24 protein-coding genes are annotated in these 26,366 nt (G+C 67.2%); 4 read left to right on the top strand and 20 right to left on the bottom strand.

The window, feature by feature from the left end:
• Positions 1-141: 141 nt before the first annotated feature.
• From MLE18_RS12515 to MLE18_RS12475, 9 genes are all read right to left on the bottom strand, one after another.
• Positions 142-1,449: an aminotransferase class III-fold pyridoxal phosphate-dependent enzyme gene (locus MLE18_RS12515; protein WP_243439140.1), complete on the bottom strand. Its 1,308-nt coding sequence runs from the start codon at positions 1,447-1,449 to the stop codon at positions 142-144.
• A 4-nt stretch (positions 1,450-1,453) separates the two neighbouring features.
• Entirely contained in the window at positions 1,454-2,236 is a 783-nt protein-coding gene (locus MLE18_RS12510) for a cytidylyltransferase domain-containing protein (RefSeq protein ID WP_243439139.1), read from the bottom strand.
• A 3-nt stretch (positions 2,237-2,239) separates the two neighbouring features.
• Positions 2,240-3,268, bottom strand: coding sequence for a Gfo/Idh/MocA family protein (locus tag MLE18_RS12505; RefSeq protein ID WP_243439138.1), 1,029 nt, complete (start codon positions 3,266-3,268; stop codon positions 2,240-2,242).
• Positions 3,269-3,308: 40 nt separating this feature from the next.
• Positions 3,309-4,256: a Gfo/Idh/MocA family protein gene (locus tag MLE18_RS12500; RefSeq protein WP_243439137.1), complete on the bottom strand. Its 948-nt coding sequence runs from the start codon at positions 4,254-4,256 to the stop codon at positions 3,309-3,311.
• Positions 4,257-4,273: 17 nt separating this feature from the next.
• Positions 4,274-5,242, bottom strand: coding sequence for a Gfo/Idh/MocA family oxidoreductase (locus MLE18_RS12495; protein ID WP_243439136.1), 969 nt, complete (start codon positions 5,240-5,242; stop codon positions 4,274-4,276).
• Between the two features lie 43 nt (positions 5,243-5,285).
• A complete protein-coding gene (locus MLE18_RS12490; protein WP_243439135.1) occupies positions 5,286-6,392 on the bottom strand; it encodes a glycosyltransferase family protein in 1,107 nt (368 codons plus the stop codon).
• Between the two features lie 172 nt (positions 6,393-6,564).
• On the bottom strand, positions 6,565-7,245 hold the full coding sequence (locus tag MLE18_RS12485) for a phosphocholine cytidylyltransferase family protein (protein WP_243439134.1): 681 nt from the start codon (positions 7,243-7,245) through the stop codon (positions 6,565-6,567).
• Positions 7,246-7,391: 146 nt separating this feature from the next.
• Positions 7,392-8,594 carry a CDP-glycerol glycerophosphotransferase family protein gene (locus MLE18_RS12480; RefSeq protein WP_243439133.1) on the bottom strand — a complete coding sequence of 401 codons (1,203 nt, stop codon included), beginning with the start codon at positions 8,592-8,594 and terminating at the stop codon, positions 7,392-7,394.
• Positions 8,595-8,699: 105 nt separating this feature from the next.
• Positions 8,700-9,776, bottom strand: coding sequence for a glycosyltransferase family protein (locus tag MLE18_RS12475; RefSeq protein WP_243439132.1), 1,077 nt, complete (start codon positions 9,774-9,776; stop codon positions 8,700-8,702).
• Positions 9,777-9,916: 140 nt separating this feature from the next.
• Between MLE18_RS12475 and MLE18_RS12470 the strand changes: the two genes are divergently transcribed.
• Positions 9,917-11,527: a glycosyltransferase gene (locus tag MLE18_RS12470; protein ID WP_243439131.1), complete on the top strand. Its 1,611-nt coding sequence runs from the start codon at positions 9,917-9,919 to the stop codon at positions 11,525-11,527.
• Here MLE18_RS12470 and MLE18_RS12465 read toward each other — a convergent pair.
• The 4 genes from MLE18_RS12465 to MLE18_RS12450 form a co-directional block, all read right to left on the bottom strand.
• A complete protein-coding gene (locus MLE18_RS12465; RefSeq protein WP_243439130.1) occupies positions 11,517-13,172 on the bottom strand; it encodes a CgeB family protein in 1,656 nt (551 codons plus the stop codon). The two genes, MLE18_RS12470 and MLE18_RS12465, sit on opposite strands and share 11 nt — an antisense overlap.
• Positions 13,173-13,299: 127 nt before the next feature.
• Positions 13,300-13,923 carry a class I SAM-dependent methyltransferase gene (locus MLE18_RS12460; protein WP_243439129.1) on the bottom strand — a complete coding sequence of 208 codons (624 nt, stop codon included), beginning with the start codon at positions 13,921-13,923 and terminating at the stop codon, positions 13,300-13,302.
• A 17-nt stretch (positions 13,924-13,940) separates the two neighbouring features.
• On the bottom strand, positions 13,941-14,306 hold the full coding sequence (locus MLE18_RS12455) for a NifB/NifX family molybdenum-iron cluster-binding protein (RefSeq protein WP_243439128.1): 366 nt from the start codon (positions 14,304-14,306) through the stop codon (positions 13,941-13,943).
• Between the two features lie 32 nt (positions 14,307-14,338).
• Complete coding sequence (locus tag MLE18_RS12450; protein ID WP_243439127.1) at positions 14,339-14,713, bottom strand: DUF134 domain-containing protein; 375 nt, start codon at positions 14,711-14,713, stop codon at positions 14,339-14,341.
• A gap of 157 nt (positions 14,714-14,870) precedes the next feature.
• Between MLE18_RS12450 and MLE18_RS12445 the strand changes: the two genes are divergently transcribed.
• Complete coding sequence (locus MLE18_RS12445) at positions 14,871-15,191, top strand: hypothetical protein (protein ID WP_243439126.1); 321 nt, start codon at positions 14,871-14,873, stop codon at positions 15,189-15,191.
• A 108-nt stretch (positions 15,192-15,299) separates the two neighbouring features.
• Here MLE18_RS12445 and fumC read toward each other — a convergent pair whose 3' ends face one another.
• Positions 15,300-16,739 carry a class II fumarate hydratase gene (fumC, locus tag MLE18_RS12440; protein ID WP_243439125.1) on the bottom strand — a complete coding sequence of 480 codons (1,440 nt, stop codon included), beginning with the start codon at positions 16,737-16,739 and terminating at the stop codon, positions 15,300-15,302.
• Positions 16,740-16,903: 164 nt separating this feature from the next.
• Here fumC and MLE18_RS12435 point away from each other — a divergent pair, with 164 nt between their 5' ends.
• Both MLE18_RS12435 and MLE18_RS12430 read left to right on the top strand, forming a co-directional pair.
• Positions 16,904-17,437: a ferritin-like domain-containing protein gene (locus tag MLE18_RS12435; RefSeq protein WP_243439124.1), complete on the top strand. Its 534-nt coding sequence runs from the start codon at positions 16,904-16,906 to the stop codon at positions 17,435-17,437.
• A 420-nt stretch (positions 17,438-17,857) separates the two neighbouring features.
• On the top strand, positions 17,858-20,674 hold the full coding sequence (locus MLE18_RS12430; protein WP_243439123.1) for a bifunctional diguanylate cyclase/phosphodiesterase: 2,817 nt from the start codon (positions 17,858-17,860) through the stop codon (positions 20,672-20,674).
• A gap of 3 nt (positions 20,675-20,677) precedes the next feature.
• Here the strand turns inward: MLE18_RS12430 and MLE18_RS12425 are convergent, their stop codons facing one another.
• The 6 genes from MLE18_RS12425 to MLE18_RS12400 all read right to left on the bottom strand — a co-directional run bounded on the left by MLE18_RS12425 (position 20,678) and on the right by MLE18_RS12400 (position 26,364).
• The gene (locus MLE18_RS12425; RefSeq protein WP_243439122.1) at positions 20,678-21,325 is read right to left on the bottom strand and encodes a YdcF family protein; all 648 of its coding nucleotides are present in this window, start codon (positions 21,323-21,325) and stop codon (positions 20,678-20,680) included.
• Positions 21,322-22,446 carry a tRNA guanosine(34) transglycosylase Tgt gene (gene tgt / locus MLE18_RS12420; protein WP_243439121.1) on the bottom strand — a complete coding sequence of 375 codons (1,125 nt, stop codon included), beginning with the start codon at positions 22,444-22,446 and terminating at the stop codon, positions 21,322-21,324. The genes MLE18_RS12425 and tgt overlap by 4 nt, the downstream gene beginning before the upstream one ends.
• An 8-nt stretch (positions 22,447-22,454) precedes the next feature.
• Positions 22,455-23,096, bottom strand: coding sequence for an endonuclease III (gene nth / locus MLE18_RS12415; protein ID WP_243439120.1), 642 nt, complete (start codon positions 23,094-23,096; stop codon positions 22,455-22,457).
• A gap of 539 nt (positions 23,097-23,635) precedes the next feature.
• A complete protein-coding gene (locus MLE18_RS12410; RefSeq protein WP_243439119.1) occupies positions 23,636-24,856 on the bottom strand; it encodes an MBL fold metallo-hydrolase in 1,221 nt (406 codons plus the stop codon).
• A 67-nt stretch (positions 24,857-24,923) separates the two neighbouring features.
• A complete protein-coding gene (locus tag MLE18_RS12405; protein ID WP_243310635.1) occupies positions 24,924-25,478 on the bottom strand; it encodes a pyruvoyl-dependent arginine decarboxylase in 555 nt (184 codons plus the stop codon).
• A 46-nt stretch (positions 25,479-25,524) separates the two neighbouring features.
• The gene (locus MLE18_RS12400; protein WP_243439118.1) at positions 25,525-26,364 is read right to left on the bottom strand and encodes an SPOR domain-containing protein; all 840 of its coding nucleotides are present in this window, start codon (positions 26,362-26,364) and stop codon (positions 25,525-25,527) included.
• Positions 26,365-26,366 lie beyond the last annotated feature (2 nt).

Genomic DNA, 26,366 nt, shown 5'->3' with positions numbered 1-26,366 from the left:
GGCCCAGGGCGGAGCCTACAGCCACCGGGATGCCTCCGGCGGCCAAAGGGCTTCGCCCTTTGGAATCCCATATAGGTATGGGCCCATTGGCCGTTGCCTTTTCGCAGGGGAGCTTCGCAGCTCCCCTGCGACGAAACAAAGTTACGTCAGCCGCTTGAACCCGGCCTGGATCACCCCGCCCTTGAGGCGCTTCTCCAGGCTGCCATCCTGCTGTGCGGCGCGAAGCTCCGCGAACACCGTGGCCGAATCCGCCACGAAGCGGTCGATGATGGCCTCGTCGTAGGCGTTGGTCATGTAGACCGCCGCGCCCAGCAGGTAGCCCTTCTCAAGCATCTGCTGGGTGTAGAAGGTCTGCGCCGCCGGAGCTTCCGGGCAGGTGAACCCAATGTGCGTCAGCGGCGGGATGCCGTCGATGTGCACACCCACGCCCGTCTCGGCGGCGATGCGCTCCCACCCGGCGTTGAGCCGCAGGCCCAACTCCGTCAGCCGTGCGGGCACGTTCAGGCGCTCCATCTTCTCCAGGGTGGCCAGGGCGGCGGTGTAGCCCACGCGCTCCGTCCACATGGTGGAGCTGATGAAGCTGGACTGGGCCGCGTCCATGGCCTTGCGCCTGCCGATGATGGCCGCGATGGGGTAGCCGTTGCCCAGGGCCTTGCCGAACACGGCGATGTCCGGCTCCACCCCGTAGGTCAGGTGGATGCCGCCCATGTTCACGCGAAAGCCCGACGTCACCTCGTCGAAGATGAGCACCGCGCCGATGCGGTCTGCGATGGCCCGCACGCCCTCCAGGAAGCCGGGGGCCGGGGCGTTGCCGCGCTGGGGCTCCATGATGATCACGCCGATGTCGTCGTGGCGCTTGGTCAGGGCTTCCAGCTCGTCCAGGCGGTTGTAGTTGAAGGGGAGGTTGCTCTCCTTCAGGCCCCGGAACAGGCCCGTGGGGGAGAGGCCGGGCAGCAGCTGGCCGTCCAGGTTGCTCTCGTCGCCGATGTTGGCGGCCAGGTACCAGTCGTGCCAGCCGTGGTAGCCGCAGAAGGCCACGCGGCCCTTGCCCGTGGCGGCGCGCCCGATGCGCACGGCCACGGCGCAGGCCTCGCCGCCGGTGCGGGCGAAGCGCGCCTGCTCGGCCCAGGGGTGCAGCCCGATGAGCCGCTTGGCCAGGGCCACTTCCTCCGGGGCGTTCAGGGTGCACATGCTGCCCTTGTTCACGGCCTCGATCACGGCGGCGTTCACGTCGTCGTCGGCGTAGCCCAGCACGCAGGCGCCCACGCCCATCTGGGCGAAGTCGTAGTAGTGGTTGCCGTCCAGGTCCCAGACTTCGCAGCCCTTGGCCCGGTCGTAGTAGGCGGGCCACAGCCCGGGGAGGAAGCGCTCCGCGCGCTTGGAGAGCAGCTGGTTGCCCCCGGGGATGATCCGCTTGGCTTCCTGCCAGAGTTTCTGTCCTGTGTTCATGGCTTTATGCCTTCTCGGCGGAGCTTGCGCTTTCCTGTTCGCGTTCGCTGTTGAAGTTGGCCCAGTATTCCTCCACGCGCGTGGCGTTGAGGCGGGTGAGGCCGCCCGCGAGCATGTGCCCCACGATTTCGGCGGCGGTGGCCTTGGCCACGCACGGCCCCATGCCTTCGATCACGGCGCGGAACAGGTCGGCGTCCTCGCTGTAGTCCAGGGTCAGGCGCACGGCGTCGCTGTTGCCAGGCACGGTGAAGGCGACGGTCTCGAAGCGGTCGAAGTCGAAGATGCGGCCCCAGCCGGTCTCCAGCTGTTCGCCGTGGTGGCCCTCCAGGCTGGCGGCCAGCATGTCGGCCGCGTAGCCCCAGGCGTTCATGCCGAAGGGCAGGCCCTCGGTCTTCACGCCGGGCGCGCCCTGGACCAGGCCGTCGTACACGGCGCGCATGGCCTCGGGGGCGCAGAGCACGTCGTCGCCGTCCACGGAGACTATCGCCGCGAGTTTCAGGGCCTGGGCCGCCTGCAGGTGGCGCAGGGGGATGTTGCCCTTGCTGCCCGCGAACACGCGGACTTCCGGGCCTTCGAAGGCCTTGAGGGTCTCGTTGTCGGGCTCGGGGGTGGTGGCGATGACCACCACGGCCTTGCCGGACTCAAGCTCCGGGGCGAACTCGCCCTGGATGCGCCCCAGCAGCCAGTGCAGGAAGGGGCGGCCCCCCGCCTCCAGCAGGTGCTTGCGCTTGAGCCGGGTGGAGCCCAGCCTGGCCGTGACCAGAATGCCGATGGTGCCGGAATTCATGGTTCAACCTGCGAAGTCGATGGGCACGAAGCGGGATTCCCGGTCGGCCTGTTCGATGGCGAAGAGGGTCTTGAGCACCTGGTGGTCGCGCTCCATGGTGTTCACGAAGGGGCCTTCGCCGCGCACGGCCCCCAGGAAGCAGGCCACCTCGTCGATGTACATGTTCTCGCCGATGTTGGCGTTGTAGCCTTCCTGGGCCTTGCCCATGGAGTAGGGGATGGTCTCCCAGGCGTTGGCGGCGGGGTCGAAGATCTTGATGGCGTTCTCGTCCCAGTCCCAGCGGAGCTGCTTGGCCTCGCCGTTGATGACCATGCGGCGGGTGGCCGCGCGGGAGACAACGTCCACGCAGAGGTTCAGCATGAAGTCGCCGTAGTCGAGCAGGGCGTTGTAGGTGTCGTCGATGCCCTCGGCCCCCTCGATCTCGATGGTCTTGCGGAACATGCCCGCCACGCGCTTGGGGAAGCCCAGCACGTCCACCAGCCAGGTCAGCTCGAAGGGCACGATCTCGCGCCCGCCGCCCGTGGCCGGGTTGGAGACGTAGTATTCGCGCACGTGCTCGTAGGTGTGCCAGTCCGGCAGGTACTGGCCGGAGTGGTAGAGGATGTTGGAGATCTTGCCGAGCTTCCCCTCGCGGATGATCGCGGCCACGGTCTGGATGGCGGGGTGGAAGTACAGCGTGGAGGACGGCGCGGCCACGATGCCCGCCTGGTTGCACAGGGCGATGACCTCCTCCATGTCGGTGTCCACCACGCTGGCCTCCACGAAGAAGGGCAGGCGCAGGGCCGCGGCCTTCTTCATGTAGATGTGGTGGGCGTCGGGCGGCACGGAGATGATGAGGGCGTCGGGCTTGTGGGCGGCCACGGCCTTGTCGAAGTCGTCGTAGGTGGCGACGCCGTGCAGGGAGGCGGCCTCCTCGCGGCGGTCCTGGCGGGTGTCGAAACCGGCGATGTCCGCCGGGGCGAAGTCGAGGGCCTTGAGGCAGCGGATGCGGCGTTTGCCCATGGACCCGAGTCCGATGACGAGCGCTTTCATGGAATATCCTCCCTCTCGGGGTGTCGCGTAAGCGGGCGCGTCAATTAGCGGCGCGACCGCACATGGTGTCGTACACGTTCATGCGCCTGGCCTGCTCCTCGATGGTGCAGAAGTCCTCCAGGCGGCCTTCCAGAAAATTGCGGACCTCCAGGTAGAGGCCGGGCTTGAACTCCGCGTCCAGGGTGTCGTCCAACTCCACGCGGTTCACGGCCACGGAGCCGATCTCCTGCACGTGGAGCTGCTCCATGGGCCGGAAGATGTAGCGCCGTTTGGCCGTGAGCACCTCCACACCCCAGCGGCCCGGGGCCGCCCAGTTGGCGTGGTAGGAGAAGGGCGCGCCGCCACGGGCCAGGCCCGCGCCCGCGAACACGGCGCAGTCCGGGTGCCAGTCCAGCGAGCCGGAGGTGAAGCAGGCGATCTTCTCGGGCGCGCCGCCCAGGAAGAAGGCCGTGTCCACCACGTGGGAGGAGTTGGCCAGGAACCAGTTGGCCATCACCTCCGCGGGCTTCTTGAGTGTGGAGATCACATGGCTCCACTCGGTGAACTCGAACATGAAGGAGGTGGGGCCGCCGTCCTCGTCGATCATCTTGCGGGCGGCCAGCACCGGGGCGTAGAAGCGCCGGTTGTAGCCCAGCACCACGGTGGCCCTCAGGCTCGCGGCCAGGGCCGCCACCTCGCGCACCTCGGCGGAGTCCACGCCGCCGGGCTTTTCCAGCAGAATTTTTCGCACGCCCGCGCGCAGCAGGGCCTTGGCCGTGGGGGCAAGCTGCTCCACGCTCACGCTCACCACGGCGGCGTCCGGCAACTGCGCGCCCGAGGCGATATAGGCGTCAAGCCCGCCCTGGACCACGGGCACGCCGGTGGCCTCCTCGAAGGCCTTGGCCGAGGCCGCGCCGCGTCCTACCACGGTGGTGGGGGCCTCCAGGGCCTTGAGAGCCTTCATGTAATCCTGGGCCATGAGGCCCGAACCGATAAGCCATATGGACATGGTGGTTTCCTTCTCGATCAGGTGATGGGGCAGCTCTCGACGGAGCGGCCGCACTTGCGCAGGTGGCCCAGCAGGGCGTCCAGCATGCCGGTGTGCAGCAGGGCCGACGCCTCGTAATCCGGCAGCTCGCAGCGGCCCTCGGCCAGGATCCGCTCCAGGAACAGATGGGAGAGCTCGCTCTGGTAGGGCAGGCGCACCTCCAGGGCTTCGGGCTTCCAGCCGTTCTCCGCCCGGCGGACCGTGCCGCTGGCGTAAATTTCGTCGATGACGGCCGAGGCGCGCTCGCCCAGGATGTTCAGCACCGGCGGCGCTGCGGAGTCCGCCCGCGCGTGCAGCGCGACCTCGGTGCCCCCGGCGCTGCGGGCCGTGAGCGTGCCGGAGAATTCGATGTAGCCCTTGCGGGAGCTTTCGTGAATCTGACAGTCCAGCCCGGAGGCGTCCCAGGTGAAGCGGGTCTCGCCGGAGAGGTAGGCGGCAAGGTCCGCGAAGTGCACGGCGTTGCAGCCCAGGCCCCACATGCCGCCCTGCTGCGCCACGCGCACCGGCCCGCCCAGCAGGGGCTTCAGCTCCTTGTAGAGCGGGTACATGCGGCGCGGGCAGTTGACCCAGGCCGGAACTTTTTTGGAGGCCAGCAGCTCGCCCACGGAGGCGTAGTCCTCGATGCGGGTGAAGAGCACCTTCTCGAAGACGATGGCCCCCACGCCGCAGCGGGCGAGCAGCTCCCGCGCGACGGCGGCGCGTGGCCCGGAGGAAGTGGCGATCACGGCGGCTTCGTAGTCCTTCCCGGCGGGAATTTCGTTCAGGAAGGTCGCGGCGACGTTGGAGGATGCGTCCGCCACCTCGGCGAAGCGGGCGATGGCCACGTCCAGGGACGCGGCAGAGGGGTCCACCACGTCTATGTCCAGCGCGCGGGCGGAGCGCGCCAGGCCCTGCAGGTGTCTGCTGCCCAACTGGCCCGCGCCGACGAGTACGATTTTATGTGCCATACATGCCAATCCTGGTCTGTTGCGTGGTGTTCGGCGGCAGCCTTCAGGAGGCGGCCCCGCCGGTGAATTCCTCGGCCACGGCCTTGAGGCGCGCCAGATAGCCCGGCTCGGTGTGGCCGATCATGGCGGTCAGGTAGCGTTGCAGGCGCTTGCGGCCCATGGCCTTGAAGCCGGGGGCCAGGGCGCGCGCGAGGGCCTGGTCGAAGTCGTCGCCCCAGCCCAGCATGACGGCGGGGCTGGCGTCGAAAAAGGGGTGGTCGATGGGCGGGTCGCGCAGGATGAGCGCGGGCAGCCCGACCATCATGGCCTTGAGCGAGGTGTAGGACATTACGGAAATTGTGGCGTCCGATGCGGCCAGTATCTCCTCATCGGATTCGCCCGGCAGGGAGAGCTTGGCGTTGGGGTGGCGCAACAGCCCGGCCATGTCCCAGGACTTGTGGCGCGGGTGCGGCTTCACCGCGAACACGGCGCCGGGGTTGCCCCGCACGGTCTTCTGGATGAGTTGCGCGAACCTGAGCCCGGTCTCCTCGTCGTGGGGCAGGAATATGGAGACCACGAGGGCATCCGGGCCCATGCCGGCGCGCTCGCGAAGCCTGGCGGCAAGCTCCTGCCTGCGCTCCATGACCGCGCGCATCCGGTCGAAATCGTAGCAGCCCACCACGCGCATCGCGGCCTTGGAGCCGTTGCGGCGGCAGATGTCGGCCCAGAACTCGCTCCAGACCGCCAGCACGTCGCAGGACTCGGCCCCGTAAATCTTGGGCCGCTCCCCTGGGAAGCCCTCGTGCAGGTTCAGGAAGGCGGGCTGCACAGTGAGCAGCTTGATGCCGTACTTCTTGGCCGCGGCGACGGCGATGACGTGCACGTCCAGGGCGTCGGAGGGCGAGATCAGGATGTCGGGGCGCACGGTGGCCAGGTAGCGGTCCAGCTCGAAGAAGAGGGCCTCGGTGGCCTCCACGCCGGTGTAGACGGTGCTCGCGGTGTAGAGCGAGGCGCTGGGGTACTCGCCCGGGGGGTAGTCCCAGGAGGTGTGGATGCTCGTATCCCGGATGACCAGATAATGACAGGCCACGTCGGTCCATTGGCGGGCCATGTCCACGAACAGTTTGTGGGAAAAGTAGTCGTAGGTGGGTATGAAGGCGATGGATTTCAAAGTAACCTCGGTGCTTTTCCCTCGGCGGGCCTGCTGCGCTCCCTGTGCGCCCCGGCCCGTGCCTGTTTACTGGACAAACGGTATCGAATTCTTGTGATACAAATAACATGCCAGTGCGCGTCCGGCCTGGCCTGGCACGTACCGGCCTTGCCTGACGCGCGGGCTTCCCGCATCAGCCCTTGGGGGCGAACATGCTGCGGGCGTTTTTGAGGTCCTCGTCGAAGTCCACCTCGATGCAGCGGTATTCGGAGACGTCCATGGGCACGAATGTCACTCCGCGCTCGATCACCAGCTCCATGCCGCGCTCGAAGTAGTCCTTGTCGCCGCACTCGCGCAGGGCCTGCCGGAACACCTCCAGGTGGTGCGCGCCGATGGTGTTGATGCCCACGGCCTCGCCCAGGGGCTCGGCCACGGTCTTGGAGATCTCCACGATGCGCCCGCGCTCGTCGGTGCGGTATTTCACCTCCTCGTCGCCGCACTTCTTGCGGTCCACGGCCACCACGTTGCCGCCCCGGGCCATGATGTCCGCGATGATCTGGTCGTCGAAGACCACGTCGCCGTTCAACCAGAGGGTGTCCTCGCGCTCGATGTGCTCCAGGGCGCAGAGCAGGCTCTTGGAGGTGTTGGTCAGGTAGAACTCGGGGTTGTACTTGAAGAGGACGCTGGGGAAGTATTCCATGAGGATGGCCATCTTGAAGCCGACCACCACGATGATCTCCCGCAGGCCCTGCTCGCGCAGGATGCGGATCTGCCTGCCCATGATGGTCTCGCCCGTGGGCAGTTCGGAGAGCGCCTTGGGGAAGGGCCTGCCCAGCCTGCTGCCGACGCCCGCTGCGAGAATGACCGCTTTCATAGTTGCCTCGCGAGTTTATGGTTGGAAAATTGGTTCCACGCCGCCGCTCCGGTTCAAGGAGAACGGCTGGAGAAACGGAAGCACTCTGCAATAATGGGGGATTCCAAAGGGCGCAGCCCTTTGGCCGCCGGAAACCCCCAACTCCTTCATGCTTTCACTTCCTTCCCCGCGAGTTCGCGGGAAAGCGCGGTCAGGGCCTCGCATAGCCTGGCCCCGGCGTTCGCGTCGCGGTGGCTGAAGGCCAGCTCGGCCAGCTTGGCGCGCTCGGCGGCGTGGGCGTCCCGCCCGGAGAGCAGGGCCTCCATGGCCGCCAGCAGCGAGGGGGTGTCGCGGACTTTGGGGCCGGGGGTGAAGGCCTCGTAATCGAAGATCAGTTCGCGGCTCCTGGTCACGTAGGCTTCCAGGTCGTAGGGGAAGAACAGCACGGGCTTGCCCGTGAGCAGGAAGTCGAAATAGATGGAGGAGTAGTCCGTGATCAGCAGGTCCGCCAGGCGCAGCAGCGGATAGGGGTCGGACCGTGAGCTGCAGAAGCGCAGGCTGGGCACGTTGCTGCCGGCTTTGATGTCCTCGTAGGGGTGGAACTTGCACACCAGGATGATGTTGCGCTCCTGGGCGAAGACGGAGAGCTGGCGCAGGTCCAGCGCTCTGTCGCTGACGGCGTTGCCGCCCACGTCGCGGAAGGTGGGCATGTAGAAGGCCACGCGCGCGCCGTTTTTCTTGGCGCGCTTGAGTTCGCTGTACAGGGCCGCGTCCACGTTGATCATGTCCAGCTTGTCCGGGTCGCGCAGCAGGGCGTCGTTGCGGGGGTAGCCCAGCTCCCAGAAGGCGCTCGCGCGGAAGGCCCTGGCGAAGGCTTTTTCCGTGAAGAACGGCGAGGTGGAGAGCACGGCGTCGTAGCCCGAGTAGGCTTCGGCCAGCTCGCGGGCCTTGTCCGGGTTCATGTTCACGGAGGATTCGATCTCAGGGAAGCCGATGGCCTTCAGCGGGATGCCGTGCCAGAGCTGCACCAGGAAAGCGCCCCGGGCGAAGGCCCCGGCGGGGGTCCGCGTCTTCCACCAGAAGTCGTCCGATACGACGATGGACGCCCTGGCCAGGCGGGCCGGGCCGTCGGGATCCTCGAAGCAGAAGGCGGGCAGCCCGTTGGCCTGGAGTTCTCGGGCCTCCGGGCGGTTGAGGGTCATGAAGGTGCTGTGCAGCTGGGGGGCGTGCCTGTGGGCGTGCAGGAAGGCGTACTTCACGTTGTCGATGAACAGGCCCTTGGCGCGGCCAACGAAGACGACGTTGCCTCGCTCCTTGGGTGTATCGGCTACCAGTTGCGCCAGGCGTTCCAGGGCGGCGGTTTCGGACATGGGCATATTCCTGTGCTTGCGGCTACGTGGTCGTCAAAAATCCAACGCCTCCGGCGTCATGCGCCGATTAGCCGGTAATATGCAATTGCCGGGCCGATTCAGGCTTTACGGGCCTCCCACCCCCTCGCGGGGGCAGGCGCTGGCCGCATCCGGCCCAAGCCCCGTTTGGGCAGCGCCCAGCCCAAGCCCTCTGCGGGCCGCGTCCAGGTAGACCTGGGCAAGGGGCGTGTCGGCCAGGGCCTGACTCCAATGCAGGTAGAGCGGTTTGAGCACCTGGGCGTGGATGGCCCGGGCCTCCCTTTTGCGGCGTTCGAGCAGCTCCGCGGCGGGCTGGCCCGCCAGCCATGCGGCGAAGACCGCAGCCCGGTTGCGGGCGCGGTGCAGGGCGTCCACCTTGGCCTGCCCGGCTGCGGCCACGCGCTCACGCAGGGGCTCGTCGGCCAGCAGCCGCGCGACCAAGGCGCACAGGCCCTCGAGGTCGCCGGGATCGTAGAGGAACAGCTCCTCGCCGTCGGCGAACATCTCCTCCAGGCCGTGGCCGATGCGCGGCGTGACCAGGCAGCCGCGGCAGGCCAGGGCCTCGAAGATGCGGAAGTTCATGTCCCCCAGGTCGGAGTAGTTGAACACCAACCTGGCCGTGGGGAACATGGCGCGGTAGTTGCCGGTTGTGCAGCGGAAGCCGGGAAAACGCCGCCGCAGTTCGGCCAGCATGGCGCTGCGGCCGGGCGTGAGCAGGGGGTCGTCCTTGCCCACGAAGATCATGTCCAGAGACTTTTCGGCGGGGATGAACACGTCCTCGTCCCAGGCAAAGGGCGGGGACCAGAGAACCCGGCCCTCGTCCAGCCTGGGGCCGAGGAATTGGGGCAGGTGGTCGCGCAGGTTCACCGTGCAGAGGTCGAAGGCCTGGGCGTAGAGCGGGTACCATGAGTGCACGTGGGAATCCACGCAGGCGAACACCGTCAGGCACGGGTAGGACTCCAGCCCCAGCAACGAGGGCGGGGAGCTGTTGTCCCCGAAGACAAGCACGTCAGGCTCGAACCCGGCCAAGGCGGTGATGTCCTCCCAGGTGAGGATGCGCGGCTTGTGGAACGTCTCCACCCGCACCTGGAATCCGCGTGGTTCGGGCAGGCGGTTGACGATGTTGCCGAAGAGGGGGTTGCCCAGCCAGAGCACGCGTTTCATGCCGAACACTAGCCGCGCGGCGTAAAGAATGTCAAACGTGTCGGCAGGTAATGGCCCGATACTTGCTTTGCGTGGGAGCGGGCCCCGCCAGCCCGGGGCCGCCCCGTCCGGCTCACGTCCATCCAGGAGGAATCCGGCTCATGCCCGAGACGAACAGAAACAAGGCCAACCGCACGGATATTGAGCTCGCCGCCCTGAGCACGGAAGGTGCCTGCGATTATTATCTGAACTTCATCAATAATTTTCAGAACAGCAAAGAGATGGCCGTGGCCTTCCACAGCCGCATCCTGGCCGATCCGGCTGCCAGGGGGGCCGAATACGTCCGAAGCCTGGCGGGGCATGCCCACAAGTGGTCCGGCTGCCTGGCCCCGCTGGACGAGGACGTGCTGGCTGTCCAGGCGGCGTTCGGGATGCGCCAGGCCCAGGTGACGCTGGATATCAGCAGGGCCACCAACTCCGAACCCGAAGCGCTGGAGGAACTGCGGGGAGCCCATTTCGGCCTCCAGGGCGATGAAATCCGCGACATTGCGGTCAAGATGCTCAAGCAGAACCCGATGTACGTGCTGGCCGCGGAACTGCTGCTGAACCTGGACTATTTCCAGGGCCGCCTGCCGGACCCGCAACTGGCGGCCTTCAAGTGCCCCAAGGCCATGCTGCCGGTGTGGAACCTGCGCCTGTTCCAGCACTACGCCGGGCTGGGGGCCGTGGAGCGGGCCATGAGCCTGTGGCAGGAGACCTACGTGGAGCGGGAGGACCCGGTGACCCTGAATCTCGCGGCGGAACTTTTCCGCAAGGCCGGAGACATGGGCAGGTGCCTGGAGCTGTATGAACGTTCGCTGGCGCTGGACCCCTTGCAATACCCGGTGGAGCTGCGCCTGCGCGAACTGCGCGAGCCCTTCCGGCCCTCGCACCGGCTGGTGGGCGAGAAGAAAGTCTGCATCTATCTGTACTGCTACAACAAGGCCCGCTCCCTGGCGGAGACCCTGGAAAGCCTGGCGGCCTGCGACATCGGGGCCGCGAAGATCAAGATACTGCTCAACGGCTGCACCGACGACAGCGCCGCGTCGGCCGCCAGGGCGACGGAGCTCTTCCCGAACAACGAGGTGGAGATCATCACCCTGCCCGTAAATATCGGCGCCCCGGCGGCCAGGAACTGGCTCATCAGCCAGCCCGCCACCTGGGAGTCGGACTACGTGGCCTTTCTGGACGACGACGTGGAGCTCCAGCCCGACTGGCTGGCCCACTTCCTGACCGTGGCCGAGTCGGACCCCAGCGTGGCCAACGTGGGCTGCAAGGTGGTGTTCCCCGGCGAGTACCGGATGATTCAGTACCTCTACCGGTACGTGACCGTGGCAAACACGAATATGGTGCGCGTGGGCTATCCCACTCCGGGCGTGACCTTCGATACCGGCCTCTACGACGTGATCCGCCCGACGCGGGTGGTGATGGGCTGCCAGCACATGATGCGCGTCTCCGCCCTGAAGGAGGTCCCCTGGTTCGACATCCGCTACTCGCCTTCCCAGGTGGACGACACCGACCACGACCTGCAGTTCTGCCTCAAGGGCTACTCCGTGGCTTACTGCGGCACCGTGACCTGCGTGCACAAGCAAAGCTCCGGCGTGTCGCTGCGCGCCGGTTTCGACTACGACCGCCAGAGCAACGTCAACGGCAATGACGTGAAGTTTTTCTACAAGTATCAGGGGATGTTGGGCGCGATGTCCAGGCTGGACAGCCTAAGCCTCAACCGTTGAGCACTGTGGTTCCGGGCGGGGCGGCCAGCGCCGCCTGGACGGCCCCTGTGGGATCCTCGCGCGAAAGCGCGGCCAGGAAGCGCGCCACTCCGGCATCGCCGGCCGATTGCCTGGCGCATTCCCTGGCGACCTGAAGCTCCTCCAGCCCTTCCTGGAAGCGGAACGCGCGCAGGTTGACCAGGCCCAGGCGCAGGCCCAGGCGCCAGTTGTTTCTGTCGTGCAGGGAGAGCTCCGAGAGCAGGGCCAGGCGAGCCTCCTCCACGCCGGAATAGCCGCTCAGGAGCGAATCCACGGCGCGCACCAGGCCCAGGTCCTTGGGGGCGAGGGTGTGGGCGAGCATCAGGGCCTCGAAGGCGGATTGGGGCGCGTGGCGCGAGCTGTCGTAGACCATGCCCAGGCGGATCTCCCGCCCGGTGCGAGCCCAGGCGGCTGCCCAGGAGCGTGCCAGCCCGGCCGGGTCCTCAAGGAGGGCCGGCGGCTGTCCCGTGGCCCGGCGGTGGCGGTGCCAGAACAGCCGGGCCATGTCCCATCTGTCCAGCGCCAGGGCGGCCAGTGAGGCCGAGGCGTCCACGTCGTGATCCCCGGCGAAGCGCTCCCCGGCCAGGATTCCCTCCAGCAGACTCAAGAGCCCGGGTTTGTCTCCGAAATAAAAATGCAGGCGCATGAGCCCCACGGCGGCCTCGGGCATGTCCCGCAGGGCAAGGAGCCCTTCGGCCACGGCCTGGGCCGACAGATCAAGGCGTTCCGCCTCCAGCAGGTCGAGCAGGGTCAGGTGGAACATCAGCGCGGCCGTGCGCCCCTGGGCGGCTGTGCGCCCGAGGCCCTCCACGTGGCGCATCAGCTTCCGGGCGCGATGCGCGGGCAGGTGGCAGGCCAGCACGCGCTCCCTGGCCTGAAGGCCCATGCGCTCCATCTCCGCCGGGCGGGCCAACCAGTGGCGTAGCCTGTCGTCAAGCTCCAGCACGTTGGCGTAGGTCTCCACCTCGCGCCCGGGCTCGAACAACTCCTCCAGGCCGGCGCTTCGCGGGTTGAGCACAAGGCTGCCGTGGGACGCGGCCTCAAAGAGCCTGAAGTTGATCTCTCCGGCGATGGATTCGTTGGGCACGATGCGCGTGTCCCCGAAGAGGGCGAGCATCTGCTCGTAGGGCAGGTTCTCCTCAACGCGGGCCGCGAAGCGCTGGCGCAGGAAGTCGGCGAACTGGCGGCGCAGCGGGCGGCTCGGGCCGATGCGCCCGCAGAAGGACATGTCGTGCCCGCGCGAGGCGAACGGCTTGAACGGCGCAACGCTGCCGAACCAGGGCAGGGCGAACACCTGGGGCAGGCCAAGGTCGCCGAGTCGGCTGACCCAGTCGGGCTGCGTGGTGGCCACGGCGTCGAAGAGCCTGCCGTAGTGCGCGTGCCAGAAGGCGTTGAGGTGGGAGTCGATGGACCAGAAGACCTTGAGGCAGTCCAGGTGCTCCAACCCCGCGAGAATGACCCGTGCGCCCAGCACCTCGGTCTGCACCAGGAGATCGGGACGGAAACCTGATGGTTCAAGCGCCGCGCGGACGTCCGTCACTCCGGGCGCGGGCAGAATCTCCAGCACCTCGTGCCCGAGGTCCCTCAGGCTTGACCCCAACTGGCCGTTGATCAGGCAGATGCGCATGCGTTGAACCCGCTTGGTCGAGTGGTGTGGCACATGGGCTTATCGGCCACGTGGTCTGCGGCTTTAGGCACCCGCGCGCCCGCTCAGGTTGGACGGGACGCGCGGGTAAAGTCAAGCGTTTCGGCGGCTAGGCTCGCTCGCCGGTCATCAGGAAGATGGTGAACTCGCGCTCAGCGCCGCTGTCGGTCTTCTTGGTCATGCGGTGGGCTTCACGGAAGGCTACGGATGAGAACCCGGCCTGCTCGAACACGGCCTTGAGGGCCTCGCGCTCGAACCCGGGGTGGTGGGCGTGCATGGCCGAGCCATGGAACTCCCCGCCGTCGGGGTCCAGGTCCGCCAGGGCGATGCGCCCGCCGGGCTTGAGCAGGGCGTGGAAGGCCCTGGCCGCCGCGGGCACGTCGGCCACGTGGTGCAGCACCATGGAGCCTGTGATCACGTCGAAAGCGGGCAGCCCGGCCGGGGGCTGGCCGACGCTCCAGCGCAGCGGGCGCACGTTGGCCGCGCCCGTGGCCGCGATCTTGGCGCGCAGCACCGAAAGCATGCCCTCGGATTCGTCGGCCGCCGTCACGCCGCCCACAAGAGGGGCCAGGGCCAGGCTGACCAGCCCGGTGCCCGCGCCGTAGTCCAGCAGGGTCAGGGTGCGGTCCAGAGGCAGAGCCTGGACCATGGCCTGGGCGATGGCGGCGGCCACGGCGGCCTTGCGCGGGTCTTCGTCCCAGGTGGCGGCTTTGGCGTCGAAATCCGAGGGCATGGGGGGCTCCTTGCGGGTTAATTGTGGTGGCACTCGTGGCCGTGGGCCACGCACAGCTCCTGGCGGTCCTTGAGTTTGCCGTCCACCCAGGCGGCCACGGCCTCGCGCACGGGGCCGCTGGCCCCGCGCACCACGGCGATGCCGCTCTGGCGCAGCTTCATCACCGCGCCCTGCCCCATGTTCCCGGCGATGAGCTGCTTGACGCCCATGGCCGAGAGGGTGCCCACCAGGTCGGACTTGCAGCCGCACTGCGGGGGAGGGGTGAAGCTCTCCTCTGCGATCACGGCCCCGGAGTCGTCCAGGGTGATGATGGTGAAGGATTCGCAGTGGCCGAAGTGTTCGTCCACCATGCCCCCACGGGTGGGGATCGCGATGATTTTCATGGGTTGCCTCCGTAGCGAATGTTGAGTGAATGTCACGGGCGCCCGCCGTCCTGCTCCTTGGGGCAGCAGCCCTGCGCTATGCGTTGGGAGCAGCGCGGGCAGCGCGCCGCCCTGCATCCGGCGGCGGGCTCAGGCCCGGCGATGCGAAGGGTCAGCCCCCGCACCAGGGCCTCGGCCACCTTGCCGCGGCCCGAAGCGACGATGCGCCCGAAGGTCTGGCGCGAAACGCCCATCCGGGCGGCGGCCTCCTCCTGGTAGAGCCCTTCGTGGTCGGCCAGGCGGATGGCCTCGAACTCGTCCGGGGAGAGCAGGGGGCCGTCCGGCTGGGCGGCGGCTTCCTCCACGGGGCCGAAGGCGGCGCAGGCGGACCGGCCTGAGATTCTGCGGCAGCAGCGTGGGCGCGGCATGTGTGCTCCTTGAGTGCCCATTATGAGCATATGCCCATAATAGTCAAGGGCGCGCCTGCGTGAACCTTTTGTCACACTGTTTCCACAGGGGGCCGCTGCCTATTCCCCGGCGTTTCGCTTCGTGCTAGAGGGGGGCCGTGTCGGAAAAGGAGGCTGCATGAGGTCTTTTCTGGCGGCATGTCTTGTGCTTGGCTTGGCGGGCGCGGCCTGCGCCCAGAGCGGCGACGCTATTATCGGAGGTGCGGCCTCCGCACACGGCTATAGGCTCTACGGCAACGACGGCACCTATCGTGGCCGTATCGAATCCGGCAAAATCTACGGCGCGGACGGCACCTATCGTGGCCGCATCGAGTCCGGCGCGATCTACGGCGGCGACGGCACCCGGCAGGACAGCCTGCGGCTGGGCGGCCGGGGTCCTGGCCAGTCCGGCCCGTCGGGTCAGCAGCCGGGGCGGCTCACACCCGCCATGGGCCGGTAGCGGCCCGGCATCCCCCATGACCCGCCAGCGGCCCAACGCCATTCCCAATTGCCCGTTAGCGGCCGGGCGTCTCCTTCCCATACGTCCGGCGTCTCTCCCCTTCCCGGTTCAGTCCTCCTCATCCGCGTGCGGGTGCGCCATGGCGTAGGCGTCCACCAGCCGGTCGAACTCTTCCTCGCTGACGTAACCAAGCTCCAGGGCGGCATTCCGCAGGGTGGCGCCGCGCGTATGCGCGTGGTGCGCCACGTGCGCGGCCTTGTCGTAGCCGATGCTGGGCGAGAGCGCCGTGACCAGCATGAGCGAATCCTTGAGGAAGGCGTCTATCCGCGGCCTGTTGGGTTCGAGGCCGTCCACGCAGTAGCGGGCGAAGTTGAGGCAGCAATCCGCGAGGACGGCGATGCTTTGCATCACGTTGTGGATCATCAGCGGCTTGTAGAGGTTGATCTCCAGGATGCCGCCGGCCCCGGCCGCGGCCACTGCCGCATCGTAGCCCATGCACTGCAGCGCGGCCATGGTCACGGCTTCGCACTGCGTGGGGTTGACCTTGCCCGGCATGATGGAGGAGCCCGGCTCGTTGGCGGGCAGGACAATCTCGTAAAGGCCCGCGCGCGGCCCGCTGCCCAGCAGGCGCACGTCCCCCGCGATCTTGCACAGCGAAACCGCCAGGGTGCGTATCGCCCCGCTGGCCATCACCAGGTCGTCATGGGCGCCCATGGCCGCGAACAGGTTCGGGGCCACGCTGAAGGGGTGGCCCGTGAGTGCGGCGATCTCCGCCACGGCCAGGCGGGCATAGCCCGGCGGGGTGTTGAGCCCCGTGCCCACCGCCGATCCTCCCAGGGCCAGGCGGCCCAGGCCGGGCAGAACGGCGCGCAGGCGCTCCGAGGCGTCGGCGAGCATGGCCGCGTAGCCCGAGAACTCCTGGCCCAGGGTCATGGGCACCGCGTCCTGCAGGTGGGTCCGGCCGATCTTCACGATGTCCCCCCATTGGGCCGCCTTGGCCGCCAGCGAGGCTTGCAGGCGCTCCACCGCGGGCAGCAGCCTGCGCTCCAGGCCCAGGGCGGCGGCCATGTACATGGCCGCGGGGAAGGCGTCGTTGGTGGAGTGGGACATGTTCACGTGGTCGTTGGGGTGCACGGGCGCCTTGGAGCCCAGCGGCTTGCCCGCCAGCTCCGAGCAGCGGTTGGCGATCACCTCGTTGACGTTCATGTTGGTCTGGGTGCCGCTGCCGGTCTGGTAGATGCGCAGGGGGAAGTGATCGTCGAACGCGCCTTCGGCCACCTCCCGCGCCGCCCGTTCGATGAGCCCGGTCCGGGCCTCGTCGAGCCTGCCAAGGCTGCGGTTGGCCCGGGCCGAGGCCAGCTTGACCAGAGCCAGGGCGTGGACCACCTCCAGGGGCATGCGCTCCTCACCGATGCTGAAGTGTTCCAGAGAGCGCTGCGTCTGCGCGCCCCAGTAGCGGTCTGCGGGCACTTCCACGCTGCCCATGCTGTCGGATTCCGTGCGCGTCGCGGCCATGCGGCTGACCTCCGTGGCGGGGTTGCGGTCCATCTTCGCCTTGTCGTCCGGAGAGAGTCCTTCGTCAAGCCGTTCGCGCCGCGCAGTTGCTTCTTGGGTTCGCCGGGAAAATGGGGTAACAATGCGCGGAATCCGGCTGGCCCGCATGGCGGCTGCCGGGATACCCGAAACGGCAATCCAATCACAGGAGCGAGCACATGGCGGATAGGGAAGCACGCAAGCAGAAGGTGATCGAGGCGCTGAACACGGCCAGGGCCATGGAGCTCTTCGCCATCACCCAGTACATGAACCAGCACTACAACCTGGACAACATGGATTACGGCGAACTGGCCATGAACATGAAGCTCATCGCCATCGACGAGATGCGCCATGCTGAGCGCTTCGCCGAGCGCATCAAGGAACTGGGCGGCGAACCCTGCACCTCCTTCGACGCCGTGGTGAACAAGGGGCAGGAGGTCCGCGCCATCTACCCCTTCGACTCCAACCTGGAGGACGACACCATCGACGCCTACAACGGCTTCCTGGCCGTGTGCCGCGAGATGGGCGACAACGTGAGCGTCAAGCTGTTTGACGCGATCATCGAGGAAGAGCAGCTGCACTACAACTACTTCGACAACATCAACACCCACATCGCCACCCTGGGCGACACCTACCTCTCCAAGATCGCGGGCACGCCTTCGTCCACGGGCCCCTCCAACAAGGGGTTCGTGCTCGGCCAGGGCGCTGCCTAACGCCGACGCGCAGAGGACGCCTTTTCACGCGCCCGTCGCGGCTCCGTAGTTGCTGAGCCGCGCCGGGCGCGTCGCGTTTTAGGAGGAAACGCGCCAATGGCAGCACCGCAGGACGGCTGCCCCCTGTAGGGTCACGGTGTGGGAACGTCGCCGCCAGGCGGCGTCCCGCCCACCCGTGTTTCGGCCGGGAGGTGTGGTCGAGCGCTCTGTCCCGCCCAGTGTCGTCGGCGGAATGAAACGGCGAAGGCCGGTTTTCAGGCTGGATTTCGGGTGGCGTATTGGCTATGCCTTGGGAAGAATTTTGCATGGCATTCGGACTACTTCTCGAGGCTTGGAAACCGGTTGCGGCGAATCCGCATCCGCCTGTGTCATACAGCTGTCCCAGGATTCATGATGTCCCGAACCGGCCGAATCGCCTCCTTGACCCGCCGTTCTCTCCTGACGGGGCATATCGGCCGCGGGCTCTATTTCGTGGCGGGCGTCGCTGCGGCTCCTGCACTCTTCCTTGTCTTCCTCATCTCCATCGAACAGGTCGAGTACTTCACGCGGGACACCCTGCAGGATCTGTATAACGTATCCGAAGCCGTCGTGGTCATGCAGCGGCAGATGTCCGACAAGACAAAGCATCTGCTCACAGCCATCGACTCCATCCTGAAGTCCGTCGACCCGGACGACGTGGAGCAGCAGAACCAGGTGCTGCGCGAGTTCCTGCAATCCAACAACGAATATCTGACATTCGCCGTGGCGGACAAGGATGGCATCCTGCGTGCCGGAGCGAAGCCGTTCCCCCCGGGGGCCTCGGTGGCGGAGCGGCTCTACTGGACCACCCTGCACGAAACAATGGGCTTCAGCGCGGGCGAGTTTGCCTACAGCATAAGCACCAGCCAGCCGTCCTTCCACTTCGCGCTGCCCCGCTTCGACAAGGAGGGGCGCTTCGACGGGGCGGTCATCGCGACGCTGCGCATGGTCCTGCCGGAACAGTACCTGGACCGCATCCAGCTGCCCAAGGGCACGGCGGTGGTGCTGGCGGACAACAAAGGCATACGGCTCATGCGCCGCCCGGCCCTGCCCAGTCTGCCCGAGGGCACTCCCATCGCGGCCAACATCATCGCCCGCCTGGACCAGGGGGGCTTCTCCGGCGAGTTCACCGACGTAGGCGCGGACAACAAGCTCCGCCGCTTCTTCTTCAAGCGGCTCTCCCTCACCGACGCGGGGCCGTTCTACGCCACGCTCATCCTGGCCATCCCGGAGGCAGACCTGCAGGAACGCAGCGAACGCAGCTTCCTGCGCAACCTGACGTTTCTCGGCTGTGCGGCGGCTGTGTCGCTGGCTCTGGCCTTCGTGCTGGGGCGCTACAGCCTGGGCGGCCCGGCCTCCAGGCTGGTGGGCGCGGCCCGGCGCCTGGGCGGGGGCGACCTGTCGGCCCGGACGGGGCTGGACTCGCTCGGCGGCGAGCTGGGCATGCTGGCGAGGACCTTCGACGAGATGGCCGAGAACCTGCTGCGCCGCGACGGAGAGCGCCGGGCGGCGGAGGCGGCCCTGCGCGAGAGCGAGCAGAAGTTCCGCACCATGTTCGACCACTCCCTGGAGCTGTTCGCGCTGCTCAGCCCCGACGGCAGGATCATCGCGGCCAACCCCGCCGCGCTGGCTACGGCAGGGGTGAGCATCGAGGATGTGCGCGGCCAGTACTTCTGGAACACCCCCTGGTGGAGCGACGACCCCAAGAAACAGCTCCAGATGCGCCAGTCCGTCAAGGAGGCCGCCGCCGGGGACCTGATTCGCTTCGAGACGACCCATTGCGGTCCGGCCGGCCGGCTCCTCCACGTGGATTTCACCCTCAAGGCCGTCATGAACGACGCGGGCGAGCCCGTGCTCTTCATCGCCGAAGGGCGCGACATCACAGAGCGCTACGCCATGGAGGAGCGCCTGCGCCACATGGCCCTGCACGACCCCCTGACCGGGCTCGCCAACAGGACCCTGCTGCTGGACCGCATCGGGCAGGCCCTGGCCTGGTGCAAGCGAAACCCCGGGGAGCGCTTCGCCGTGCTCTTTGTTGACCTCAACCGCTTCAAGGTCATCAACGACAGCCTGGGCCACGCGGCGGGTGACGCCATCCTGAGGGAAGTCTCCACCAGGTTCCGCGGGATTCTGCGCGAAGGGGACACCCTGGCCCGCTACGGGGGGGACGAGTTCATCGTGCTGGTGCGGGGCATCGCCTCCGCGCGGGAGGCCGTGCGCCTGGCCTTCCGGCTGTTCAACGCCCTGGAGGCCCCGGTGCGCGTGGACGGCATGACGGTCTCCACCAGCGCCTCCATCGGCATCGAGATCAACCCCGGCCCCCTGTCCACCCCGGACGAGCTGATCCGCAACGCCAACCTGGCCATGCACAACGCCAAGGAGTCGCGCAAGAAGTGGCCCAAGGTGTTCACCAAGCGCCTGCTGGAGAACATCAACGCCGTGCGCTTCCTGGAGCAGGAGCTGCCCCTGGCCCTGGCCGACGGCCAGATGCGCCTGGCCTTCCAGCCCATCGTGGACGCGGGACAGGGCGACCGCGTCGTGGGCTTCGAGGTGCTCTGCCGCTGGCGGCACCCCGAGCGCGGGGACATATCGCCCGTCGAGTTCATCCGCACCGCCGAGGAGACGGGGCTCATCGTCAAGCTGGGGCGCTGGGTGCTGGAGACGGCCTGCCGCACCCTGGCCCAGTGGCGCGGCTCGCTGCCCGCCAGCGAGGAGGTCTTCCTCTCCGTGAACGTGTCCCCCAGGCAGTTGGGCGACCCGGGCTTCTTCGGCCTGGTCCGGGAGGTTATCGACCGCTACTGCCTCAGGCCCGGCCAACTGCACCTGGAGATCACCGAGACCGCGATCATGGACAGCAGTCCCCAGGCCGTGGAGCGCCTGCGGGAAATCTCCCGCATGGGGGTGCGGCTCTCCATCGACGATTTCGGCACGGGCTACTCCAACCTGGCGCTCATGACGCGCCTGCCCGTCTCCGACCTGAAGATCGACCTCTCCATCGTCATGTCCATGGAGCAGAGCCCGGCCAACCTGGCGGTGGTCAAGGCCATCGTGACCATGTCCCAGGCTTTGGGGCTGGACGTGGTGGCCGAAGGCGTGGAGACGCGCCGGCAGAGCGAGCTTCTGGTGGAACTGGGCTGCGGCCTGCAGCAGGGCTACCTGCACGCAAGGCCCCTGGAGCAGGGGGCAGCCCAGGAGATACTGGCCGGGATGGCCGGGTAGGGCTTAGTTGGCGGGAGTCTGGGAGGAGCGGAACCTGCCCCCCAGCAGATAGTAGATCGTCTTGGGGAACTCCAGCATCACCATCCGGGCGGACTCCTGCCCGCTCCACCAGGCGGTGCGCAGCGCCTCCTGCGGGACCCCGGCCACGCGGATCTCCCAGCCGGGAAGCACATCCTTGAAGATCATGCGCGCGCGCCTAACGTGCCAGGGCGACGTGACCACCAGCAGCTTGCCCGGCCCGGGGCCTATCTGCGCCTGCAGGGCCTCGGCCTCCTGCACGGTGGAGAGCAGGTCGTCCCCGTAGTACTCGATGGCCGTGGCGGGCACTCCCTTCTTGCGCAGCACCGACCGGTAGACCTCCTCCTCGCGGGGGTAGGCCACCAGGTTCTGGTCCAGGGCGCGCTCGCCCGGCTTGCGGTGGGTGCGGCCCACGTAGACCTTGTCAGCCATGCCCAGCTGGAAAAGCTCCGCCGCGTAGATGGGGCGCAGGAAGTCGCCGCCCAGCACCACCATGGCGTCCGAGTGCTCGGGCGTGTCCCCGGTCTGCAGCCAGTACCCGGCGGTGAGCAGCAGGGCCACGGCGGCCAGGGCGCCCGCCAGCAGCAGGTGCTCCGCCACGTGGAATGCCGCGCGCAGGGCGTGGCGCTTCACGCAGCCCCCCCGCCGAACACGCCCCGCCAGTGCGCGTGGTAGGCCTCGAAGCCGCCCTGGGCGATGGCCTCGCGGGCGCCGCGCGTGAGCTCCAGGAAGAAGTGCACGTTGTGGATGGAGTTGAGCCGGTAGCTCAAAAGCTCCTGGGCCACGAAGAGGTGGCGCAGATACGCGCGGGAGAAGGTGCGGCAGGTGTAGCAGGTGCACTGCGGGTCCAGGGGGGAGTCGTCCTCCTTGAACTCGGCGCGCTTGATGTTCAGCTGCCCCTGGCTGGTGAACAGCGTGCCCGTGCGGGCGTTGCGGGTGGGCAGCACGCAGTCGAACATGTCGATGCCGTTGGCGATGCCCTCCAGAATGTCCAGGGGTTTGCCCACGCCCATGAGGTAGCGGGGCTTTTCGGTCGGCAGCAGCGGGGCGGTGTGGGCCATGAGCTCGTACATCTCGGCCGTGGATTCGCCAACGGAGAGCCCGCCGATGGCGTGGCCCTCGAAGCCCATGGAGCAGATGGCCTCGGCGGAGCGCTCGCGCAGGTCCTTGAAGAAGCCGCCCTGCACGATGCCGAAGAGCAGCTGGCCGCCCCGCCCCGGCTCGTGGTTCTCGCGGGAGCGTTGGGCCCAGGCGTGGGTCAGGTCCAGGGATTTCTCGGTGTAGGCGTGGTCCGCGCCGTAGGGCACGCACTCGTCCAGCACCATCATGACGTCCGAGCCCAGGTTGCGCTGGATGTCCAACACCTTCTCCGGAGAGAAGAAATGCTTGGAGCCGTCCAGGTGGGAGCGGAACTCCACCCCGTCCGGGGTCAGCTTGCGCAGCGAGGAGAGCGAGAACACCTGGAACCCGCCAGAGTCGGTGAGGATGGGGCCGTCCCAGCGCATGAACGTGTGCAGGCCGCCGCGCCGGGCCACCAGTTCGTCGCCGGGGCGCAGGTAGAGGTGGTAGGTGTTGCCCAGGATGATCTGGGAGCCCGCCTCGCGCAGGTCCTGCGGGCAAAGGGATTTCACGGTGCCCAGGGTGCCCACGGGCATGAAGGCGGGAGTGCGCACCACCCCGTGGGCGGTGTGCAGCTCGCCCAGGCGGGCGGGGCCGTCCTGGGCATTGAGGACGAAAGTACCGGGTGTGCTCATGGATATCGCTATTTGGGGTTCACGCCGTTTTTCGGGCAGATGTCGGATAGTTCGCATTCGGGGCATTTGGGCTTGCGCGCGTCGCAGACCTCGCGTCCGAAATAGACCAGCAGGTGGTTGATCTCGCCCCAGTGCTCACGGGGGTAGAGGGGCATCAGGTCGCGCTCGATCTTCACCGGGTCGTCCGATTGGGTGAGGCCCAGTCGGAAGGCCAGGCGGGTCACGTGGGTGTCCACCGCGATGCCCTCGTGGATGCCGAAGCTGTTGGAGAGCACGATGTTGGCCGTCTTGCGGGCCACGCCGGGCAGGGTGGTCAGCTCGGCCATGTTGCGGGGGACCTCCCCGCCGAAGTGCTCGGTGACGCGCTTGCCCGCCGCGATCAGGTTCTTGGCCTTGTTGCGGAAGAATCCCGTGGAGCGCACGACCTCCTCCACGTCCTCCTGGCTGGCGCTAGCGATGTCCGCCGGGCCGGGCCAGCGCGAGAAGAGCACCGGGGTGACCATGTTCACGCGGGCGTCGGTGCACTGGGCGGCCAGCACGGTGGCCACAAGCAGCTCCCAGGCGTTGTGGTGGTCCAGCGCAGGGACGGTAGAGGGGTAGCGAACGCGCAGGCGCTCGAAAATAATGGGGGCGCGTTGTTTGGCCGTCATCCGGGCGGGATACCTAAAACACGGCCCGGGGGCAATGGAGGGTTATTGGAGACTAGTCGAATGGTAGACTGTTGAATGTAAATTTTTAACTGCCCGCCGGATGCCTTTGGCTTAAATCCCATCCGCAACACCTACAAACTTTGGGCAAAGTTTGCCAGAAGCGGTATGGCCGGTTTCCGCAGTTTGGGCATCTAATGATGAGGTATTCAAGAACGCTGCCAACACACAGGAAACCCCAAAGTGTAAGAATTGCGTATCTCCATATCACTGCCATGAGCAACAACAACGTGGAAATGAGGTAGAAAGTTACAGCTATTTCCGCGCGGTATTTCGTTCTGATCATCAAATATGTCACGCTGGTCCTCGGGGTTTGAGCACGGGAGGATTGCAGGAATATGGACGACATGCTGGGTTGTCTTGAAAAGACGCAGCATGCGGAGCGGCAAGTTGTCAACTAATAATGGCGATAGGAATTTAAAGTGCTGGTCTTATTAATCTAGCACGAATTCATGGCGTGCAAATCGACAGACGCGCCGTCATTATGAAAATGGGGTGGAAAGTGTAGCGACCTCCATACTTTCCCCCACTTCCGGCGTCAAAAACATCCCTTCCTCCACCCCATGTTTCTCCACCGCCGCCCGCAAATCTATCCGCGGCTGGTCGATCCCTTCGTCGGTGAGCTTGAACACCCCGTGGTGCAGGGCCAGCGCCTGCCGCGCGCCCAGGTCCCGCATGGCCAGCACGGCCTCCTCCGGGTTCATGTGCGCCCCGGACATGAACCACCTGGGCTCGTAGGCCCCGATGGGCAGGAGCGCCAGCCGCATGTCCCCGAATTTCTCCCTGATGAGCCGGAACACCTGGCCCTCGCCGTAGCCCGTGTCCCCGAAGAAGGCGACAGGTCCGCCGGGGGCCTCGATCACGAACGAGCCCCACAGGGCGTCGCGCCGATCCAATATCCCCCTGGCCGACCAATGGTGCGCGGGCGCGGCGTGCACCCGCACCCCGGGGGCCAGCTCCACGGACTGCCACCAGTCCAGCTCGGTGCAGTCCATGCCCCCGCTCCCCTTCGCCATGAGCCCGCAGTTGCCCAGCGGCGAGATGAATCGCGGCGCGTGCAGGCGCTGCAGCCGGGCCAGAGTGCCCAAATCCAGGTGGTCGTAGTGGTTGTGGGTGACGAGCACCGCGTCGATGGGCGGCAGCGCCTCCAGGGGCAGGCCCGGCTTTCGCGCGCGCTTCGGCCCGAACACGCCCAGCGGCCCTGCGCGTTCCGACCAGACAGGGTCGGTGAGGATGTTCACTCCTCCGGTCTGGATGAGCACGGTGGCGTGGCCCACCACAGTGACGCGCAAACCCAGGCCGTGCACGCGCTCCGGCGGGACGTGGCGCACCCGGACGGGCACCCGCGCGGGCCACGGCACGGACCCGCGCGAGAACATCCAGCGCAGCAGGTCCGGGAAGGAGCGCTCGGCGTCCCCCCAGGGGTTGCGGAAGCGCTTGCCGTCGAAGTGGTCCGTGACGGGGCCGGGAGGGCCGAACGCCCTCGTGCCGGTTTTGGGTGTGCCGCCCTGGCCTGAAGCGAAGCCAGGATGACCATCCGCACCAGGGCCGTTCCCGGCTTGGCAGCTCCTGGCTGCGCCGTCCTCGGCCGGGCGGAACTGGGCCGAGGTCTTTGGCCGGGCCAGCCGCCCCAGCGGGGTCAGGCGGCCCAGGCGGGCCAGGGCGACCCAGGCGGCGTTCAGCAGGCAGAGGGCGGTTTTCATGGCTGCGCGCTCCAAACGAAAACGCCCCGCGTGTGCGGGGCGTCGTCGCTTAATGGGTTGCCTGAGCCTAGGGCAGGAAGACCACCGCGGAGATGGTGGTGGTCCACATGCCGCTCCTGCCCTGCGTGACGCTGGGCAGCGAGGTGGATTCGATGATCTTGCCGGACATCATGTAGATCTCGCGGCGTTCGTCATAGGCGGACTCGGGGTCGAAGTCGATGCCCATGGTGGTGGCCAGCATGGTGGAGGCCAGGTCCTCGGCGAAGTCGCCGATTTCCTTCTCTTCCTTACCGAAGGCGGTATGCTCGGAGATGTAGCCGTAGTGGTCCTTGCTGGCGGGGAAGGCCATGCCCACGGCGGAGCCGACCAGGCGTCCCTTCTCGTCGGTGGCGTTGCGGGCCATGACGCAGAAGGTGATCTGCCCAGGGTTGAGCAGCGTCACGCCCTCTTCCATGGTCAAAAGGGTGCAGTTGGGCGGGTATATGCTCGACACATAGACCAGGTTCAGTTTCTCGATGCCTGCGTCGCGCAGGGCCAGCTCGAAAGACTGCAGCTTATTTTTGTGACGGCCAATGCCCTTGGTAAAAAAAGCCTTGGTCGGGACAAACGTTTGTCCGAACATTCATCGTCCTCCATGGGAGAGCCTCCCCGCTAGCGGGGGAGCCGTCTCATAAGTTTTTTTTCTCGCGAAGTATAGGCTTTTTTGCGCCAGCCTTATCCAGGGAGGATTTGATCTCGGACTCGGTGCCCTTGAGCGTCGTCACCACCCGCCAGACGGTCTTTCCGCCAACGTGGGCCTCCTGCACGGAAGTTTTCAGGCCCTTCTTGGCGAAGCGGTCGGCTTCCTCCTGCGCCTGACTCTTCTTGTCCATGGAGGCCAGCTGGTAGACGCAGCGCAGCGTCCCGCCGTCGGCCTTGGCTGCCTTCTCTTCCTTGCCTTTGGCCGTTCTCTCGTCTTTGGCCTTGGCGGGCTTCTCATCCTTGGCCTTGGCGGCCTTCTCGTCCTTGTGCTTGCCCGCGTCCATGGGGGCGGCCTTCTTGTCCGGCTGGGCCGGGGCCGTGGCCACCTGTCCCTTGGGCAGGGGGGCGGGGGGCTTCTCCAGGGTGGAGGGCGTGGGCGCGACTCCCTGGGCCGGCGCGGCATGGGCCTGCGCGGGCTGATCCTGGGGTTTCTTGGTGGAGTCCACCGTGACGGTTTCGGGCGGCTTCTTGCCCTGAAGGCTGTCCATGAAGGCCAGCTCCTCGGGCTTGAGCACCTGCGGCGGCTCCTTGTTCTCGGGCTGCTGGGTCTGGGGCTGGGCCGAGGGCATGATCTGGGCCACCTGCGGCACGGCGTTCTCCGGCTTGTAGCCGCGCCCCACCAGCACGCCCAGGATGAACACCCAGATGATGCCCAACACGGCGACCACGCCGTAGGACACCAGGCTCGACACCGTGAATTCCTTGACGAATTTGCGGGGGCCCTCGTCCTGGGTCTTCTGGGACTTCATGCGGTCCACGACCTTCATGC

The sequence above is a fragment of the Fundidesulfovibrio soli genome, assembly GCF_022808695.1.
Classification (GTDB): Bacteria; Desulfobacterota; Desulfovibrionia; order Desulfovibrionales; family Desulfovibrionaceae; genus Fundidesulfovibrio; species Fundidesulfovibrio soli.
The sequence above is the reverse complement of the archived record's forward strand: the minus strand, read 5'-3'. Positions and strand labels throughout refer to the sequence as shown.